Source organism: Klebsiella quasivariicola (genome assembly GCF_002269255.1).
Taxonomy (GTDB): domain Bacteria; phylum Pseudomonadota; class Gammaproteobacteria; order Enterobacterales; family Enterobacteriaceae; genus Klebsiella; species Klebsiella quasivariicola.
The window spans coordinates 4,459,650-4,477,744 of the sequence record NZ_CP022823.1 but is presented as its reverse complement, the minus strand read 5'-3'; the positions used below and the strand labels follow the sequence as shown (position 1 = coordinate 4,477,744).

At 57.3% G+C, this 18,095-nt stretch carries 17 protein-coding genes; 15 read left to right on the top strand and 2 right to left on the bottom strand.

Annotated features, from left to right (window positions below):
- The first annotated feature begins 5 nt into the window (after window positions 1-5).
- From bamA to tilS, 12 genes are all read left to right on the top strand, one after another.
- On the top strand, window positions 6-2,435 hold the full coding sequence (bamA, locus tag B8P98_RS22665; RefSeq protein ID WP_095033425.1) for an outer membrane protein assembly factor BamA: 2,430 nt from the start codon (window positions 6-8) through the stop codon (window positions 2,433-2,435).
- Between the two features lie 121 nt (window positions 2,436-2,556).
- The gene (gene skp / locus B8P98_RS22660; RefSeq protein WP_002889325.1) at window positions 2,557-3,042 is read left to right on the top strand and encodes a molecular chaperone Skp; all 486 of its coding nucleotides are present in this window, start codon (window positions 2,557-2,559) and stop codon (window positions 3,040-3,042) included.
- 3 nt (window positions 3,043-3,045) lie between these two features.
- Window positions 3,046-4,071 carry a UDP-3-O-(3-hydroxymyristoyl)glucosamine N-acyltransferase gene (gene lpxD, locus B8P98_RS22655; protein ID WP_025712349.1) on the top strand — a complete coding sequence of 342 codons (1,026 nt, stop codon included), beginning with the start codon at window positions 3,046-3,048 and terminating at the stop codon, window positions 4,069-4,071.
- 105 nt (window positions 4,072-4,176) lie between these two features.
- Window positions 4,177-4,632 carry a 3-hydroxyacyl-ACP dehydratase FabZ gene (fabZ, locus tag B8P98_RS22650; protein WP_004145858.1) on the top strand — a complete coding sequence of 152 codons (456 nt, stop codon included), beginning with the start codon at window positions 4,177-4,179 and terminating at the stop codon, window positions 4,630-4,632.
- A 3-nt stretch (window positions 4,633-4,635) separates the two neighbouring features.
- Complete coding sequence (lpxA, locus tag B8P98_RS22645) at window positions 4,636-5,424, top strand: acyl-ACP--UDP-N-acetylglucosamine O-acyltransferase (protein ID WP_025712350.1); 789 nt, start codon at window positions 4,636-4,638, stop codon at window positions 5,422-5,424.
- Window positions 5,424-6,575: a lipid-A-disaccharide synthase gene (lpxB, locus tag B8P98_RS22640; protein WP_025712351.1), complete on the top strand. Its 1,152-nt coding sequence runs from the start codon at window positions 5,424-5,426 to the stop codon at window positions 6,573-6,575. The genes lpxA and lpxB overlap by 1 nt, the downstream gene beginning before the upstream one ends.
- On the top strand, window positions 6,572-7,171 hold the full coding sequence (gene rnhB, locus B8P98_RS22635; RefSeq protein ID WP_025712352.1) for a ribonuclease HII: 600 nt from the start codon (window positions 6,572-6,574) through the stop codon (window positions 7,169-7,171). Before lpxB ends, rnhB begins: the two co-directional genes overlap by 4 nt.
- Before the next feature lie 17 nt (window positions 7,172-7,188).
- On the top strand, window positions 7,189-10,671 hold the full coding sequence (gene dnaE, locus B8P98_RS22630; protein ID WP_080924769.1) for a DNA polymerase III subunit alpha: 3,483 nt from the start codon (window positions 7,189-7,191) through the stop codon (window positions 10,669-10,671).
- A gap of 12 nt (window positions 10,672-10,683) precedes the next feature.
- Complete coding sequence (accA, locus tag B8P98_RS22625) at window positions 10,684-11,643, top strand: acetyl-CoA carboxylase carboxyl transferase subunit alpha (protein WP_004145855.1); 960 nt, start codon at window positions 10,684-10,686, stop codon at window positions 11,641-11,643.
- A 113-nt stretch (window positions 11,644-11,756) separates the two neighbouring features.
- Window positions 11,757-13,910, top strand: a complete 2,154-nt coding sequence (locus B8P98_RS22620; protein WP_002889384.1) for a lysine decarboxylase LdcC — start codon at window positions 11,757-11,759, stop codon at window positions 13,908-13,910.
- Window positions 13,911-13,956: 46 nt separating this feature from the next.
- Window positions 13,957-14,346 carry a VOC family protein gene (locus B8P98_RS22615; RefSeq protein ID WP_095033424.1) on the top strand — a complete coding sequence of 130 codons (390 nt, stop codon included), beginning with the start codon at window positions 13,957-13,959 and terminating at the stop codon, window positions 14,344-14,346.
- A 53-nt stretch (window positions 14,347-14,399) separates the two neighbouring features.
- Window positions 14,400-15,713, top strand: coding sequence for a tRNA lysidine(34) synthetase TilS (gene tilS / locus B8P98_RS22610; RefSeq protein ID WP_095033423.1), 1,314 nt, complete (start codon window positions 14,400-14,402; stop codon window positions 15,711-15,713).
- A gap of 13 nt (window positions 15,714-15,726) precedes the next feature.
- Here tilS and rof read toward each other — a convergent pair whose 3' ends face one another.
- Window positions 15,727-15,987: a Rho-binding antiterminator gene (gene rof, locus B8P98_RS22605; RefSeq protein ID WP_002889424.1), complete on the bottom strand. Its 261-nt coding sequence runs from the start codon at window positions 15,985-15,987 to the stop codon at window positions 15,727-15,729.
- Entirely contained in the window at window positions 15,974-16,174 is a 201-nt protein-coding gene (locus B8P98_RS22600; RefSeq protein WP_002889429.1) for a YaeP family protein, read from the bottom strand. Before B8P98_RS22600 ends, rof begins: the two co-directional genes overlap by 14 nt.
- A 196-nt stretch (window positions 16,175-16,370) precedes the next feature.
- Between B8P98_RS22600 and B8P98_RS22595 the strand changes: the two genes are divergently transcribed.
- From B8P98_RS22595 to nlpE, 3 genes are read left to right on the top strand one after another with little or no spacing between them, the layout of a single operon-like run.
- The gene (locus B8P98_RS22595; RefSeq protein WP_080897890.1) at window positions 16,371-16,916 is read left to right on the top strand and encodes a YaeQ family protein; all 546 of its coding nucleotides are present in this window, start codon (window positions 16,371-16,373) and stop codon (window positions 16,914-16,916) included.
- Complete coding sequence (gene arfB / locus B8P98_RS22590) at window positions 16,913-17,326, top strand: alternative ribosome rescue aminoacyl-tRNA hydrolase ArfB (RefSeq protein ID WP_080897891.1); 414 nt, start codon at window positions 16,913-16,915, stop codon at window positions 17,324-17,326. The genes B8P98_RS22595 and arfB overlap by 4 nt, the downstream gene beginning before the upstream one ends.
- A 42-nt stretch (window positions 17,327-17,368) precedes the next feature.
- Window positions 17,369-18,067, top strand: coding sequence for an envelope stress response activation lipoprotein NlpE (gene nlpE / locus B8P98_RS22585; protein WP_087805079.1), 699 nt, complete (start codon window positions 17,369-17,371; stop codon window positions 18,065-18,067).
- The last annotated feature ends 28 nt before the right edge of the window (window positions 18,068-18,095 follow it).

Genomic DNA, 18,095 nt, shown 5'->3' with positions numbered 1-18,095 from the left:
TAACGATGGCGATGAAAAAGTTGCTCATAGCGTCGCTGCTGTTTAGCAGCGCGACTGTATACGGTGCTGAAGGGTTCGTGGTGAAGGACATTCATTTCGAAGGCTTGCAGCGTGTCGCTGTTGGTGCGGCCCTCCTCAGTATGCCAGTGCGTCCTGGCGATACGGTGACCGACGATGATATCAGTAACACTATTCGCGCGCTGTTTGCCACTGGCAACTTCGAGGACGTCCGCGTCCTGCGCGATGGTGATACCCTGCTGGTGCAGGTGAAAGAGCGTCCGACGATCGCCAGCATCACTTTCTCCGGCAACAAGTCGGTGAAAGATGACATGCTTAAGCAGAACCTTGAAGCCTCTGGCGTTCGGGTGGGCGAGTCGCTTGACCGCACGACCATCGCGGACATCGAGAAGGGGCTCGAAGACTTCTACTACAGCGTCGGTAAATACAGCGCCAGCGTCAAAGCAGTGGTTACCCCGCTGCCGCGTAACCGTGTCGACCTGAAGCTGGTATTCCAGGAAGGCGTCTCTGCAAAAATTCAGCAGATCAACATTGTCGGCAACCATGCGTTTTCGACTGATGAGTTGATCTCCCACTTCCAGCTGCGCGATGAAGTGCCATGGTGGAACGTGGTCGGCGACCGTAAATACCAGAAGCAGAAGCTGGCGGGCGACCTTGAAACCCTGCGCAGCTACTACCTGGATCGCGGCTATGCCCGTTTCAACATCGATTCTACCCAGGTCAGCCTGACGCCGGATAAGAAAGGGATCTACATCACCGTTAACATCACCGAAGGCGATCAGTACAAGTTTTCCGGGGTGCAGGTGACGGGCAACCTTGCCGGCCATTCCGCGGAAATCGAAGCGCTGACCAAAGTCGAGCCGGGTGAACTGTACAACGGCGCGAAAGTGACCAAGATGGAAAACGACATCAAGAAACTGTTGGGTCGTTATGGTTACGCCTATCCGCGCGTGCAGTCGCAGCCGGAGATTAACGACAGCGATAAGACCGTTAAGCTGCACGTCAACGTTGACGCGGGCAATCGCTATTACGTGCGTAAAATTCGCTTCGAAGGCAACGATACCTCCAAAGACGCGGTTCTGCGCCGCGAAATGCGCCAGATGGAAGGCGCATGGCTGGGCAGCGACCTCGTTGATCAGGGTAAAGACCGTCTCAACCGTTTAGGCTTCTTCGAAACGGTAGATACTGATACCCAGCGCGTGCCGGGCAGCCCGGACCAGGTCGACGTTGTCTACAAGGTGAAAGAACGTAACACCGGTAGCTTCAACTTTGGTATCGGCTACGGCACCGAGAGCGGCGTCAGCTTCCAGGCAGGCGTCCAGCAGGATAACTGGTTAGGTACCGGTTACGCTGTCGGGATCAACGGCACCAAAAACGACTACCAGACCTATACCGAACTGTCGGTCACCAACCCGTACTTCACCGTAGACGGTGTAAGCCTCGGCGGCCGTATCTTCTATAATGACTTTGATGCGAACGATGCGGATCTGTCTGACTATACCAACAAAAGCTATGGTACAGACGTTACGCTGGGCTTCCCGATCAACGAATACAACACGCTGCGCGCCGGGGTCGGTTATGTTCATAACTCCCTGTCCAATATGCAGCCGCAGGTGGCGATGTGGCGTTACCTGAACTCGATGGGCCAGTATCCGGACAACACCAACGACCGGAACTCGTTCAGTGCGAATGACTTCACCTTCAACTACGGTTGGACCTATAACAAGCTTGACCGCGGCTTCTTCCCAACGGAAGGTTCGCGCGTCAACCTGAACGGTAAGGTGACCATTCCGGGCTCAGACAACGAATACTACAAAGCGACGCTGGATACCGCCACCTATGTGCCGATCGACAACGATCACCAGTGGGTAGTGCTGGGTCGTACCCGCTTTGGCTATGGCGATGGTATCGGCGGCAAAGAGATGCCGTTCTATGAGAACTTCTATGCCGGTGGTTCCAGCACCGTGCGTGGCTTCCAGTCGAACACCATTGGTCCGAAGGCGGTGTACTTCCCGTCGAGCAGCCGTCATGATGGCGATAGCGGTTATACCAATGACTGTAAGAGCACCGAATCCGCGCCGTGTAAATCCGATGATGCGGTGGGCGGTAACGCGATGGCGGTGGCCAGCCTGGAGCTGATTACCCCGACGCCGTTTATTAGTGACAAATATGCGAACTCGGTCCGTACTTCCGTCTTCTGGGATATGGGTACCGTATGGGATACTCACTGGGATTCGAGCGCGTACGCGGGTTATCCGGATTACAGCGATCCGAGCAACATCCGTATGTCTGCGGGTATTGCCGTGCAGTGGATGTCGCCGTTGGGGCCGTTGGTCTTCTCCTACGCCCAACCGTTCAAAAAGTACGATGGAGACAAAGCCGAACAGTTCCAGTTTAACATTGGTAAAACCTGGTAATTGTTGGCGGCAACGGAATGCAAGTGCAGTATAGCGCTGACTGTAGGCGATAACGCGGTTATCGCCTCGCCACGCAAATAACGGTACCCCTGGGTACTCATGGGATGGTAAGGAGTTTATTGTGAAAAAGTGGTTATTAGCTGCAGGTCTGGGTTTGGCAATGGTAACTTCCGCTCAGGCGGCAGATAAAATTGCCCTGGTGAACATGAACAGCCTGTTCCAACAGGTTGCCCAGAAAACTGGCGTTTCCAACACGCTGGAAAACGAGTTCAAAGGCCGCGCTAGCGAACTGCAGCGTATGGAAGGCGACCTGCAGTCTAAAATGCAGCGTCTGCAGTCCATGAAGCCGGGCGCCGATCGTACCAAACTGGAAAAAGACGTGATGGCACAGCGCCAGACCTTCTCCCAGAAAGCGCAGGCGTTTGAGCAGGATCGCGCACGTCGTTCCAACGAAGAGCGCGGCAAACTGGTTACCCGTATCCAGACTGCCGTACAGAGCGTAGCGAAAGATCAGAGCATCGATCTGGTGGTTGACGCGAATGCCGTTGCATACAACAGCAGCGATGTAAAAGACATCACCGCTGATGTGCTGAAACAGGTTAAATAAGTAATGCCTTCAATTCGACTGGCTGATCTCGCGCAGCAGTTGGATGCAGAATTACACGGTGATGGCGATATCGTCATCACCGGCGTTGCGTCCATGCAGAGCGCGAAAACGGGCCAAATCACTTTCATGGTCAACCCTAAGTACCGTGAGCACCTGGCCGCTTGCCAGGCTTCTGCCGTTGTGATGACGCCGGATGATTTACCTTTTGCCCATAGCGCCGCGCTGGTAGTGCGTAACCCCTACCTGACCTACGCGCGCATGGCTCAAATTCTTGATACCACGCCGCAGCCGGCACAGGATATCGCGCCGAGCGCGGTCATCGATCCGTCGGCGAAGCTGGGTAACAACGTCGCCATCGGCGCCAACGCGGTTATTGAATCCGGTGTTGTACTGGGCGATAACGTGGTGATCGGCGCAGGCTGCTTCGTTGGGAAAAATACGAAAATAGGCGCCGGCTCGCGTTTGTGGGCCAATGTGACCGTTTACCATGAGATTGAGATCGGCGAAAATTGCCTGATCCAGTCCAGCACGGTGATCGGTGCGGATGGCTTCGGCTACGCTAACGATCGCGGTAACTGGGTTAAGATCCCGCAGCTTGGTCGCGTCATTATTGGCGATCGCGTGGAGATCGGCGCCTGTACCACTATCGATCGCGGCGCGCTGGACGATACCGTGATCGGTAACGGCGTTATCATTGATAACCAGTGCCAGATTGCGCATAACGTGGTGATTGGCGACAATACCGCGGTTGCCGGCGGTGTCATCATGGCGGGCAGCCTGAAAATTGGCCGCTACTGCATGATTGGCGGCGCCAGCGTGATTAACGGCCATATGGAAATCTGCGATAAAGTCACCGTCACGGGGATGGGGATGGTGATGCGTCCTATCTCTGAACCTGGCGTATACTCCTCCGGTATTCCGCTGCAGCCGAACAAGGCGTGGCGTAAAACTGCGGCGCTGGTGATGAATATTGACGAGATGAGCAAGCGCCTGAAAGCGATTGAGCGCAAGGTTAATCAACAAGACTAATTCATCATTTGGTCACATGACATTTCCGGCCTGTTGCATTCGCTAAAAGATTGCCGCAGGCCGTGTTATTATTGCCTTTTAGTACATTTAGACAGGAAGAGTATTTTGACTACTGACACTCATACTCTGCACATTGAAGAGATTCTGGAACTTCTGCCTCACCGTTACCCGTTCCTGCTGGTAGACCGCGTGCTGGATTTTGAAGAAGGTCGTTTTCTGCGCGCAGTAAAAAATGTTTCTGTAAACGAGCCGTTTTTCCAGGGGCACTTCCCTGGTAAGCCGATTTTGCCGGGCGTGCTGATTCTGGAAGCAATGGCCCAGGCCACCGGGATTCTGGCATTTAAAAGCGTCGGAAAACTGGAACCAGGCGAGCTGTACTACTTCGCGGGCATCGATGAAGCACGTTTCAAACGTCCGGTAGTACCAGGCGATCAGATGATTATGGAAGTCACTTTCGAGAAAACCCGCCGCGGCCTGACCCGTTTCAAAGGCGTTGCGCTGGTTGACGGTAAAGTGGTTTGCGAAGCGACGATGATGTGTGCGCGTAGCCGGGAGGCCTGATACGTGATTGATAAAACCGCTTTTGTTCATCCTACCGCCATTGTAGAAGAAGGCGCCGTGATTGGCGCTAACGTCCACATTGGTCCGTTTTGTATTGTTGGCGCCAACGTTGAAATCGGCGAAGGCACCGTACTGAAGTCTCACGTTGTCGTTAACGGCCACACCAAAATCGGTCGTGACAATGAGATCTATCAGTTCGCTTCCATCGGTGAAGTTAACCAGGATCTAAAATATGCTGGCGAACCGACACGAGTGGAAATTGGCGATCGCAACCGCATTCGCGAAAGCGTCACCATTCATCGCGGCACAGTACAGGGCGGTGGATTAACAAAGGTGGGCAACGATAACCTGCTGATGATCAACGCCCACGTGGCGCACGATTGTACGCTTGGCGATCGCTGCATTCTGGCCAATAACGCGACGCTCGCCGGCCATGTTTCGCTGGATGATTATGTCATTATCGGCGGCATGACGGCGGTGCACCAGTTCTGCGTCATTGGCTCACACGTTATGGTTGGCGGCTGCTCCGGCGTGGCGCAGGACGTTCCGCCGTTCGTGATTGCCCAGGGCAACCATGCGACGCCGTTCGGCGTCAACATCGAAGGCCTGAAACGCCGCGGCTTTAGCCGGGAAGCGATCACCGCGATTCGTAACGCGTATAAACTGCTGTACCGCAGTGGTAAGACGCTGGAAGAAGCGAAGCCGGAGATCGCCGAACTGGCGACTCAGCATGCGGAAGTTCAACCCTTTGTCGATTTCTTCGCTCGTTCCACTCGCGGCTTGATTCGTTAATGGCTGAACCGCGTCCCCTGACGATTGCCCTGGTCGCCGGAGAAACCTCCGGCGATATTCTTGGTGCAGGCCTCATCCGCGCGCTTAAAGCCCGCATCCCGAACGCGCGCTTTGTCGGCGTGGCGGGACCGCTGATGCAGGCGGAAGGGTGCGAAGCCTGGTATGAAATGGAAGAGCTGGCGGTGATGGGCATTGTTGAGGTGCTCGGCCGCTTACGCCGCTTATTGCATATTCGTGCCGATCTTACCCGCCGCTTTGGCGAGCTGCGCCCCGATGTTTTCGTCGGCATCGACGCCCCTGATTTCAATATTACCCTCGAAGGGAATCTGAAAAAGCAGGGCATCAAAACGATTCACTACGTCAGCCCGTCGGTCTGGGCCTGGCGACAAAAACGCGTTTTCAAAATCGGCAGAGCGACCGACCTGGTGCTGGCTTTTCTGCCTTTCGAAAAAGCGTTTTACGACAAATTTAACGTCCCTTGCCGCTTTATCGGTCATACCATGGCGGATGCGATGCCGCTGGATCCTGACAAAGGCGCTGCGCGCGACCGGTTGGGGATCCCGCACAATGTGCGTTGTCTGGCGTTGCTGCCCGGCAGCCGCGGCGCGGAAGTCGAAATGCTCAGCGCGGACTTCCTTAATACCGCGCAGTTATTACGCGTCACTTATCCCGATTTGCAGGTGGTAGTGCCGCTGGTCAATGCCAAACGTCGGGAGCAGTTTGAGCGAATCAAAGCTGAGACGGCTCCGGATATGATCGTGCATATGCTGGACGGTCAGGCGCGCGATGCGATGATCGCCAGCGACGCCGCGTTGCTGGCCTCCGGGACGGCGGCGCTGGAGTGCATGCTGGCAAAATGTCCGATGGTGGTGGGCTATCGCATGAAGCCGTTCACCTTCTGGCTGGCGAAGCGGCTGGTGAAAACCGACTACGTCTCGTTGCCGAACCTGCTGGCCGGTCGCGAGCTGGTCAAAGAGCTGCTGCAGGATGAGTGCCAGCCGCAGGCGCTGGCTGCTGCTCTTGAGCCGCTGCTGGCCGATGGCAAAACCAGCCACCAGATGCATGAGACGTTTCGCGCGCTGCATCAGCAGATCCGCTGCAACGCCGATGAGCAGGCGGCGGACGCCGTACTGGAGTTAGCAAAACAATGATGGAGTTCATCTACCCGCATACCCATCTGGTTGCCGGCGTCGATGAGGTTGGGCGTGGCCCCCTGGTCGGCGCGGTGGTGACCGCGGCGGTGATCCTTGATCCGGCGAAGCCGATTATGGGTCTGAATGATTCCAAAAAACTCAGCGAGAAGCGTCGTCTGGCGCTATACGATGAGATTAAAGAGAAAGCGCTGTGCTGGAGTCTGGGCCGCGCCGAGCCGCATGAAATTGACGAGCTGAATATTCTGCACGCGACCATGCTGGCAATGCAGCGCGCCGTCGCCGGCCTGAGCATTGTTCCTGAGTTTGTCCTGATCGATGGCAACCGCTGTCCGTCGCTACCGATGCCTTCCCTGGCGGTGGTAAAAGGCGACAGCCGGGTGGCAGAAATCAGCGCAGCGTCTATTCTGGCAAAAGTCACTCGTGACGCCGAAATGGCCACGCTGGACCTCGCATTTCCTCACTACGGATTTGCCCAGCATAAAGGCTATCCCACCGCTGTTCACCTGCAGAAGCTGCAGGAACACGGCGCAACAGAGCATCACCGGCGCAGTTTTGGCCCGGTGAAGCGTGCCCTGGGCCTGGCGTCCAACTAAGTCACCGGGATCTAAAGATGGCTGAACCACGTTTCGTACACCTGCGGGTGCACAGCGACTATTCCATGATCGATGGGCTGGCGAAGACCGGGCCGCTGGTCAAGAAGGCGGCCTCGCTTGGCATGCCAGCGCTGGCGATCACTGATTTCACTAACCTGTGTGGGCTGGTGAAGTTCTACGGGACGGGACATGGCGCGGGCATTAAGCCGATCGTCGGCGCCGACTTCCATGTGCAGTGCGACCTGCTTGGTGACGAATTTACCGAGCTGACCGTGCTGGCGGCGAACAACACCGGCTACCAGAATCTGACGCTGCTGATTTCCCGTGCCTATCAGCGCGGCTATGGCGCACTGGGCCCCTGGATCGACCGTGACTGGCTGGTCGATCATCAGGAAGGGCTGATTCTGCTCTCCGGCGGCCGTAAAGGTGACGTCGGCGTCAGCCTGATCCGCGGCAATATGCCGCTGGTGGAACAGTGCGTCGCCTTCTATGAAGAGCATTTCCCGGATCGCTATTTTCTGGAGCTGATCCGCACCGGGCGTCAGGATGAAGAGAGCTATCTCCATGCCGCCGTGGCGCTGGCTGAAGCGCGCGGTTTGCCGGTGGTGGCGACCAACGATGTCCGCTTCCTTGAAACCGGCGACTTCGACGCCCACGAAATCCGCGTCGCCATTCACGACGGCTTCACGCTCGACGATCCGAAACGGCCGCGTAACTACTCCCCGCAGCAATATATGCGCAGTGAGGAGGAGATGTGCGAGCTGTTCGCCGACATCCCGGAAGCGCTGGCAAACAGCGTAGAAATCGCCAAGCGCTGCAACGTCACCGTGCGGCTTGGCGAATATTTCCTGCCGCAGTTCCCGACCGGCGATATGACCACCGAAGATTTCCTGGTCATGAAATCGAAAGAAGGTCTGGAAGAGCGTCTGGCGTTTCTGTTCCCGGATCCGGAAGAGCGCGCAAAGCGTCGACCGGAGTACGACGAACGTCTGGACATCGAGCTGCAGGTTATCAACCAGATGGGCTTCCCGGGCTACTTCCTGATCGTGATGGAGTTTATCCAGTGGTCGAAGGATAACGGCGTGCCGGTAGGCCCGGGCCGCGGTTCCGGCGCCGGTTCGCTGGTGGCCTACGCGCTGAAGATAACCGATCTTGACCCGCTGGAATTCGACCTGCTGTTCGAACGTTTCCTTAACCCGGAACGTGTCTCGATGCCCGACTTCGACGTCGACTTCTGCATGGAGAAACGCGACCAGGTTATCGAGCACGTGGCGGACATGTACGGCCGCGATGCGGTATCGCAGATCATTACCTTCGGTACCATGGCGGCGAAAGCGGTTATCCGCGACGTGGGTCGCGTACTGGGTCACCCGTACGGCTTTGTCGACCGTATCTCCAAGCTGGTGCCGCCCGATCCGGGCATGACGCTGGCGAAAGCCTTTGAGGCCGAACCGCAACTGCCGGAAATCTACGAAGCGGACGAAGAAGTTAAAGCGCTTATAGACATGGCGCGTAAGCTGGAAGGGGTGACGCGAAACGCCGGTAAACACGCCGGTGGGGTGGTTATCGCTCCGACTAAAATCACTGACTTCGCGCCGCTGTATTGCGATGAACAGGGGCTGCATCCGGTCACCCAGTTTGATAAGAACGACGTGGAATATGCCGGGCTGGTGAAGTTCGACTTCCTCGGTCTGCGTACGCTTACTATCATTAACTGGGCGCTGGAGATGATTAACAAGCGCCGTGAGAAGAATGGCGAAGGGCCGCTGGATATCGCCGCTATCCCGCTGGATGACAAGAAAAGCTTCGACATGCTGCAGCGCTCGGAAACTACCGCGGTCTTCCAGCTTGAATCGCGCGGCATGAAAGATCTGATTAAGCGCCTGCAGCCTGACTGCTTCGAAGATATGATCGCGCTGGTGGCCCTGTTCCGCCCGGGCCCGCTGCAGTCGGGGATGGTAGATAACTTTATCGACCGTAAGCATGGCCGCGAAGAGATCTCTTATCCGGACGTGCAGTGGCAGCATGAGAGTCTGAAACCGGTGCTGGAGCCGACCTACGGCATCATCCTGTATCAGGAACAGGTCATGCAGATTGCCCAGGTGCTGTCCGGATATACCCTTGGCGGCGCGGATATGCTGCGTCGTGCAATGGGTAAGAAAAAGCCGGAGGAGATGGCCAAGCAGCGTTCTATCTTTGAAGATGGGGCGAAGAAAAACGGCGTTGACGGCGAACTGGCGATGAAAATCTTCGACCTGGTGGAGAAATTCGCCGGGTACGGATTTAACAAATCGCACTCCGCCGCCTACGCGCTGGTCTCCTACCAGACGCTGTGGCTCAAGGCGCACTATCCGGCCGAGTTTATGGCGGCGGTGATGACCGCCGATATGGACAACACCGAGAAGGTAGTGGGCCTGGTGGATGAGTGCTGGCGTATGGGGCTGAAAATTTTGCCCCCGGATATTAACTCCGGCCTGTACCATTTCCACGTCAACGACGACGGCGAGATCGTCTACGGCATCGGCGCCATCAAAGGCGTCGGCGAAGGGCCGATCGAAGCGATCATTGAGGCGCGCAACAACGGTGGTTATTTCCGCGAGCTGTTCGACCTCTGCGCGCGGACCGATATTAAAAAGCTCAACCGTCGGGTGCTGGAAAAACTGATTATGTCCGGGGCGTTCGATCGTCTCGGTCCACATCGCGCGGCGCTGATGAATTCGCTGGGCGATGCGCTGAAAGCCGCCGACCAGCACGCGAAAGCCGAGGCCATCGGTCAGGCCGATATGTTCGGCGTGCTGGCGGAAGAGCCCGAGCAGATTGAGCAATCCTACGCCAGCTGTCAGCCGTGGCCTGAACAGCTGGTACTGGATGGTGAAAGGGAGACCCTGGGGCTATATCTGACCGGGCACCCGATTAACCAGTATCTGAAAGAGATTGAACGCTACGTCGGTGGCGTGAGGCTCAAAGACATGCATCCGACCGAACGTGGGAAAGTCACCACGGCGGCGGGGCTGGTGATTGCGGCGCGGGTAATGGTCACCAAGCGCGGCAATCGTATCGGCATCTGTACTCTGGATGACCGTTCCGGGCGTCTGGAAGTGATGTTATTCACTGACGCGCTGGATAAATATCAGCAGTTGCTGGAAAAAGACCGCATACTTATCGTCAGCGGACAGGTCAGCTTTGATGACTTTAGCGGGGGGCTTAAAATGACCGCCCGTGAAGTCATGGACATTGACGAAGCCCGGGAAAAATATGCTCGCGGGCTTGCTATCTCGCTGACGGACAGGCAAATTGATGACCAGCTTTTAAACCGACTCCGTCAGTCTCTGGAACCCCACCGTTCGGGAACCATTCCAGTGCACCTCTATTATCAGAGGGCGGATGCACGCGCGCGGTTGCGTTTCGGCGCAACATGGCGCGTCTCTCCGAGCGATCGTTTACTTAACGATCTGCGGGGCCTTATCGGCTCGGAGCAGGTGGAACTGGAGTTTGACTAATACAGGAATACTATGAGTCTGAATTTCCTAGATTTTGAACAGCCGATTGCAGAGCTGGAAGCGAAAATCGATTCCCTGACTGCGGTAAGCCGTCAGGATGAGAAACTGGATATTAACATCGACGAAGAAGTGCATCGTCTGCGCGAGAAAAGCGTAGAACTGACGCGCAAAATCTTCGCCGATCTCGGTGCATGGCAGGTTGCGCAACTGGCGCGCCACCCGCGCCGTCCATACACCCTGGATTATGTCCGCCTGGCGTTCGACGAATTTGACGAACTGGCCGGTGACCGTGCCTTTGCTGACGATAAAGCAATTGTCGGCGGTATCGCGCGTCTTGATGGTCGTCCGGTGATGATTATCGGCCACCAGAAAGGCCGTGAAACTAAAGAGAAGATCCGTCGCAACTTTGGCATGCCGGCGCCGGAAGGTTACCGTAAAGCGCTGCGCCTGATGGAAATGGCTGAGCGGTTTAAAATGCCGATCATCACTTTCATCGACACCCCGGGCGCTTATCCGGGCGTCGGCGCGGAAGAGCGCGGCCAGTCGGAAGCGATCGCCCGTAACCTGCGTGAAATGTCGCGTTTGAGCGTGCCGGTTATCTGCACCGTGATCGGTGAAGGCGGCTCCGGCGGCGCGCTGGCGATCGGCGTGGGCGACAAGGTCAACATGCTGCAGTACAGCACCTATTCGGTCATTTCTCCGGAAGGCTGCGCCTCCATTCTGTGGAAGAGCGCGGATAAAGCGCCGCTGGCTGCGGAAGCGATGGGCATTATCGCCCCGCGTCTGAAAGAGCTGAAGCTGATCGATTCTATCGTTCCGGAACCGCTGGGCGGCGCTCACCGCAACCCGGAAGCGATGGCGGCAAGCCTGAAGGCGCAGCTGCTGGCAGACCTGGCGGATCTCGATCTGCTCAGCGAAGAAGAGCTGTTGAACCGCCGCTATCAGCGTCTGATGAGCTACGGTTACGCTTAACTTTTTCGCCAGGACTAAACACTAAGGGCCGGATTTTCCGGCCCTTTTTTTATGTGCGATGCGCCCGGGGGATTGCTATGATGCTTGACTTAGGTGAATACCAGGAGGAAAGCGTGAATATCATCGCCATCATGGGGCCTCACGGCGTCTATCACAAAGACGAACCGATCAAAGAACTGGAAGCGGCGCTGCAGCGCCAGGGTTTCCAGACCATCTGGCCGCAAAACAGCGCCGACCTGCTGCAGTTTATCGAGCACAATCCGCGCATCTGCGGGGTGATCTTCGACTGGGATGAATACAGCGTCGATCTGTGCAGCGATATCAATCAGCTCAATGAATACCTCCCCCTGTATGCCTTTATTAACGCCCACTCGACGATGGACGTCAGCAGTCAGGATCTGCGCATGACGCTGTGGTTCTTCGAATATGCGCTGGGACTCTCCGAAGAGATCGCCACTCGCATCGGGCAGTACACCCGCGAATACCTGGAGAATATCACTCCGCCATTTACCCGCGCGCTGTTTAACTACGTGCAGGAGGGAAAATATACCTTCTGTACGCCGGGCCATATGGGCGGTAGCGCCTATCAGAAAAGCCCGGTGGGCTGCCTGTTCTATGATTTTTTTGGCGGCAATACGCTGAAGGCGGATGTCTCGATTTCGGTCACTGAGCTGGGCTCCCTGCTGGATCATACCGGCCCGCACCTGGAGGCGGAGGAGTATATTGCCCGCGCCTTTGGCGCTGAACAGAGCTACATGGTGACCAACGGCACCTCGACGTCCAACAAAATTGTCGGTATGTACTCGGCGCCCGCCGGCAGCACGCTGCTGATTGACCGTAACTGTCACAAATCGCTGGCCCACCTGCTGATGATGAGCGATGTGGTTCCCCTGTGGCTGAAGCCGACCCGCAACGCGCTGGGGATCCTCGGCGGTATCCCCCGGCGCGAGTTCACCCGCGACAGCATTCAACAGAAAGTGCGCGACACGGGCGGGGCGCAGTGGCCCGTGCATGCGGTGATCACCAACTCTACCTACGATGGACTGCTCTACAACACCACCTGGCTTAAGGAGACGCTCGACGTCCCGTCGATCCATTTTGATTCCGCCTGGGTGCCGTATACCCATTTCCATCCGATATATCAGGGGAAAAGCGGTATGAGCGGGGAGCGGATCCCCGGAAAAGTCATCTTCGAGACGCAGTCCACGCATAAGATGCTGGCCGCGCTGTCGCAGGCCTCGCTGATCCACATTAAGGGCAACTATGATGAAGAGACCTTTAATGAAGCCTTTATGATGCATACCTCGACCTCGCCGAGCTACCCCATCGTCGCGTCGATTGAGACCGCGGCGGCGATGCTGCGCGGTAACTCCGGTAAACGTCTCATCCAGCGCTCCATTGAGCGGGCGCTGGACTTCCGCAAAGAGGTGCAGCGACTGCGCGAGGAGTCGGACGGCTGGTTCTTTGATATCTGGCAGCCGGAAGCGGTGGATAAAGCCGAATGCTGGCCGGTGGCGCCGGGCGAAGACTGGCATGGTTTCAAAGATGCCGATGCGGATCATATGTATCTCGATCCGGTGAAGGTCACCATTCTGACGCCGGGCATGGACGAGCAGGGGAATATGGATGAAGAGGGGATCCCGGCGGCGCTGGTGGCGAAGTTCCTCGACGAGCGGGGCGTGGTGGTGGAAAAAACGGGCCCCTATAACCTGCTGTTCCTGTTCAGCATCGGCATTGATAAAACCCGGGCGATGGGGCTACTGCGCGGTCTGACTGAGTTCAAACGCGCCTACGATCTCAATCTGCGGGTGAAAAATATGCTGCCGGATCTGTACGCCGAAGATCCCGACTTCTACCGCAACATGCGGATCCAGGATCTGGCGCAGGGGATCCACCGCTTGATCCGTCAGCACCAGCTGCCGCAGCTGATGCTCAGCGCCTTTGACGTCCTGCCGGAAATGAAAATGACGCCGCATCACGCCTGGCAGCGCCAGATCAAGGGTGAGGTAGAAACTATTGAACTGGAGAACCTGGTGGGGCGGATTTCGGCCAATATGATCCTCCCTTATCCGCCGGGCGTACCGCTGCTGATGCCGGGAGAGATGATCACGGAGGAAAGCCGGGCGGTGCTCGATTTCCTGCTGATGCTCTGCTCCATCGGGCGTCATTATCCGGGCTTTGAGACCGATATTCATGGAGCGAAGCGCGATGAAGACGGCGTGTATCGGGTACGAGTCTTAAAAAATGACGAAAGGCTTGCGCGTTAACGGCGCACACGCGTAACGTGGCTGGCTTAACAGAAGGAGTTTAACCATGCTGGGTTTGAAACGGGTTCACCATATTGCCATCATTGCGACGGATTACGCCCGCAGTAAAGCGTTCTATTGCGACATTCTGGGGTTTACGCTGCAAAGCGAGTTCTATCGCGCCGAGCGCGATTCCTGGAAGGGCGATCTGGCGCTCAACGGCGAGTACGTGATTGAGCTGTTCTCGTTCCCGTTTCCGCCGGCCCGACCCAGCCGCCCCGAAGCCTGTGGGTTGCGTCATCTGGCCTTTAGCGTGGATGATATCGACGCTGCGGTGGCGCATCTGACGGCCGATGGCGTCGAGTGCGAAGCGATTCGCGTCGATCCCTTTACCGGCAAACGCTTTACCTTCTTTAGCGATCCGGACGACCTGCCGCTGGAAATATATCAGCAGTAAACCTTGCCAGCGCGACCCTGGCCCGGTAACGTGCCGGGCCATCACTTCTCGGTATGTTTGTGGATATGTTGGCTGATATTGCGCATACGCTTCATCCCCATCGCCAGCTGCTGGTGGCCTTCAGCGGCGGTCTGGACTCGACGGTTCTCCTGCACCAGCTGGTGCAGCTGCGGGAACAGGATCCCGCGCTGACGCTGCGGGCGGTGCATGTTCATCACGGCCTTAGCGCCCATGCAGACCAGTGGGTGGCACATTGTCGGCAGGTTTGCCAGCAGTGGCAGGTGCCGCTGGTGGTGCATCACGTGACGTTAGCCAGGGGAGGGCTCGGCGTCGAGGCCCACGCTCGTGCGGCGCGCTATCAGGCCTTTCAGGAGACGCTCAACGCCGGTGAGGTGTTAGTGACCGCCCAGCACCAGGATGACCAGTGTGAAACCCTGCTGCTGGCGTTAAAACGCGGCAGCGGTCCTACCGGCCTGTCGGCGATGGCGCCATCCTCTGCCTTTGCCGACAGTCGACTACTGCGTCCTCTCCTCAATGAAACCCGCGAATCGCTGCGCCAGTGGGCGCTCGCCCATCAGCTGTCGTGGATTGAAGATGAGAGTAATCAGGACGATACCTATGACCGCAATTTCCTGCGCCTGCGGGTGATCCCGGTGCTGCGCGAGCGCTGGCCGCACTTTAGCGAGGCCGTTGCCCGCAGCGCCAGCCTGTGCGCCGAGCAGGAGCAGCTGCTGGACGAGATGTTGGCGGCGGAGCTGGCGTCGCTGGTGGCCGAAGATGGCTCGCTGGCTATCACCCCGCTGACGTCGATGAGCCCACCCCGCCGCGCGGCGCTGCTGCGTCGCTGGCTCGCCGGGCAGCAGGCGCCGATGCCGGCCCGCGAGGTGCCAGAGCGCCTCTGGCATGAGGTGGCGCTGGCGCGGGAAGATGCCAGCCCTTGTCTGCGGCTGGGGGATTTTACCGTCCGCCGTTTTCAGCAGCGCTTGTACTGGGTGAGATATGTACCCGGGCAGGCGGATAGCGTCCAGCGCTGGCCCGACTGGCGCCAGCCGTTGCGGCTGGCGGACGGTCTCGGCGAGCTGATGCTGCAGCCGGGCGGCAGGCTGCGCCCGCCGTCTGAGGGAGAAGCGGTCACTGTCCGCTTTCGCGCCAGCGGCCACCTGCATATCGTCGGGCGCCACGGCGGACGTAAGCTGAAGAAGCTCTGGCAGGAACTGGGCGTTGCTCCGTGGCGACGAGACACCACGCCGCTGCTGTTTTACGGCGAAACGCTGATTGCCGCAGCGGACGATCTGTTTGTGACCACAGAAGGTGAAGTGAAGGACGGGGAAGGGGTCAGACTGACGTGGAGGAAAACGGGCGATTAAGCCCGTTTTTGATTCAGGATTCGCTCACCACCACGGTGCCGATTTCCGGGTGACTGAAGCTGGCGATTTTATCCAGGCGCAGCTCGCGGACATTACCGGCGAGTTCGACCACCAGATACTCGATATTTTTACGCGAGATTAGATCGCTGGCCTTGGCCTGCAGCTGTTCGCCATCCTTCAGCGCCAGCGTCAGCACCAGGTGATGCTGGCAGGCCAGCTCCAGGTTGTCGTAATCATCGCAGTTAATGGGTTGATAAGTATCATTCATTGACATAATCGCTCACCAGTAAGTTTGCTGCCGCATAAGCGGCCTTTTCCCTGACTGACTCCGAAAGGGCCTCATCCGCCGCAATCTCATTCAATACTTTCAACACGCAACCCAGCGCATCCGGGATATACCCTAAGTCTCCGCTGGCTATTTCCGCATACCGCTTGCGTATTAACTCACAATAGTGATCCACATGCCCTCCTGTCAGCGTTCTGACTCAACCGTGGGATGCAAGTTTAAGCCTACGAAGATAAACTCTGTTTAGCAAGGGAACTATATCATAGTCATTTAAGCATTTTCAGCAGGATGAAACAGGTTGCTGCGATTGCCGACAGCCTTTTGCTACCAGTTTCGCTACAATGGACGCCATTTTTTTCAGGAGTTTATTCATGGCGCTGAAAGCGACGATATATAAAGCCGCGGTGAATGTAGCCGATCTGGATCGCAACCAGTTTCTGGATGCTAACCTGACGCTGGCGCAGCACCCGTCGGAAACCCAGGAGCGCATGATGCTGCGCCTGCTGGCGTGGATCAAATATGCCGATGAACGGCTACAGTTTACCCGCGGCCTCTCGTCGGACGACGAGCCGGAGCTGTGGCTGCTTAACGATCATCTCGGGGTCGATCTGTGGATCGAACTGGGTCTGCCGGATGAGCGGCGGATTAAGAAAGCCTGCTCACGGGCGCAAGCGGTGGCGCTGTTTGCCTATAACAGCCGGGCGGCGGAAGTGTGGTGGCAGCAGAATCAGAGCAAGCTTGCGGCGTACCCGAAGCTGAGCATCTGGTATCTTGATGATGCGCAACTGGCACAGCTTAGCGCTTTTGCCGACCGCACCATGACGCTGCAGGCTACTCTGCAGGACGGTGGTATCTGGTTATCCGACGCTCAGAATAATCTGGAAATTCAGCTTACCGCCTGGCAAGCGCCGGCATGATTACCATCAGCCGCAGCGTGGCCATTCCTGACGACGAGATCGTGCTTTCAGGTATTCGCGCCCAGGGAGCAGGGGGGCAGCATGTGAATAAAGCGTCGACGGCCATCCACTTGCGCTTTGATATTAAAGCTTCAAGCCTGCCGGAGTTTTACAAAGAGCGCCTGCTCGCCGCCAGCCACCACTTAATTTCTGCTGACGGTGTGGTTATCATTAAGGCTCAGGAATACCGCAGCCAGGAGATGAACCGTGAAGCGGCGATCGCCCGGCTGGTGGCCCTTATTAAAGAATTAACCGCAGTGCAAAAAAGTCGCCGGGAGACGCGACCGACTCGGGCATCGAAAGAGCGACGCCTTGCTTCCAAGGCACAGAAGTCCTCAGTCAAGGCGCTGCGTGGGAAAGTTCGCCAGTGAAGGCGTCGGCGAACGGGTGAAATGGATGATAAGGAAAGCAAAGTGAAGAAAATCGTATTCTCCGTGATAGCGGCCTGTTCGCTGTTCGCGCTGTTTGGTTGTAACCATCGCGCCGAGACTGACACGGTCCAGCCAGCGGCGATGGAAGAGCTCAAGCCGATGCAGCAAAGCTGGCGAGGCGTGCTGCCTTGCGCGGATTGCGAAGGTATCGACACCTCGCTGTTCCTGGAAAAAGACGGGACCTGGGTGATGAATGAGCACTACCAGGACGCCCGTCGTGAGCCGTCATCCTTTGCCTCGTACGGCACCTGGGCACGTACCGCGGATAAACTGGTGCTGACCAACAGCAAGGGCGAGAAATCTTACTTTCGCGCGAAAGGCGACAAGCTGGAGATGCTCGACCGCAACGGAAGCCCCATTCAGTCTCCTCTCAACTATACCCTGGAGCCAGTGAAGGCCAGCCTGCCGACGACGCCGATGGCGATGCGCGGCATGTATTTCTATATGGCCGATGCGGCAACCTTTACCGATTGCGCGACCGGTAAACGCGTCGCGGTGGCGAACAATGCCCGGCTTGAGCGGGATTATGCCGCTGCCCGCGGCAATGATTCACGCCCGGTGCTGCTGGTGGTGGAGGGGCACTTCACTCTCGAAGCGAACCCGGATACCGGCGAGATGATGAAAACGCTGATGACGGATAAAGACGGAGAATTTATCCAGGGGAAAGACTGCGGGCACTGATTGTCCGGCCCCTGCCCGCGAACCGGGC

Bases quoted from the DNA above. Each gene is read 5' to 3' on its own strand.
- bamA (WP_095033425.1), top strand. From the start codon at position 6: ATGGCGATGAAAAAGTTGCTCATAGCGTCGCTGCTGTTTAGCAGCGCG.
- lpxD (WP_025712349.1), top strand. From the start codon at position 3,046: ATGCCTTCAATTCGACTGGCTGATCTCGCGCAGCAGTTGGATGCAGAA.
- lpxB (WP_025712351.1), top strand. From the start codon at position 5,424: ATGGCTGAACCGCGTCCCCTGACGATTGCCCTGGTCGCCGGAGAAACC.
- rnhB (WP_025712352.1), top strand. From the start codon at position 6,572: ATGATGGAGTTCATCTACCCGCATACCCATCTGGTTGCCGGCGTCGAT.
- dnaE (WP_080924769.1), top strand. From the start codon at position 7,189: ATGGCTGAACCACGTTTCGTACACCTGCGGGTGCACAGCGACTATTCC.
- accA (WP_004145855.1), top strand. From the start codon at position 10,684: ATGAGTCTGAATTTCCTAGATTTTGAACAGCCGATTGCAGAGCTGGAA.
- B8P98_RS22615 (WP_095033424.1), top strand. From the start codon at position 13,957: ATGCTGGGTTTGAAACGGGTTCACCATATTGCCATCATTGCGACGGAT.
- tilS (WP_095033423.1), top strand. From the start codon at position 14,400: ATGTTTGTGGATATGTTGGCTGATATTGCGCATACGCTTCATCCCCAT.
- rof (WP_002889424.1), bottom strand. From the start codon at position 15,987: ATGTCAATGAATGATACTTATCAACCCATTAACTGCGATGATTACGAC.
- B8P98_RS22595 (WP_080897890.1), top strand. From the start codon at position 16,371: ATGGCGCTGAAAGCGACGATATATAAAGCCGCGGTGAATGTAGCCGAT.
- arfB (WP_080897891.1), top strand. From the start codon at position 16,913: ATGATTACCATCAGCCGCAGCGTGGCCATTCCTGACGACGAGATCGTG.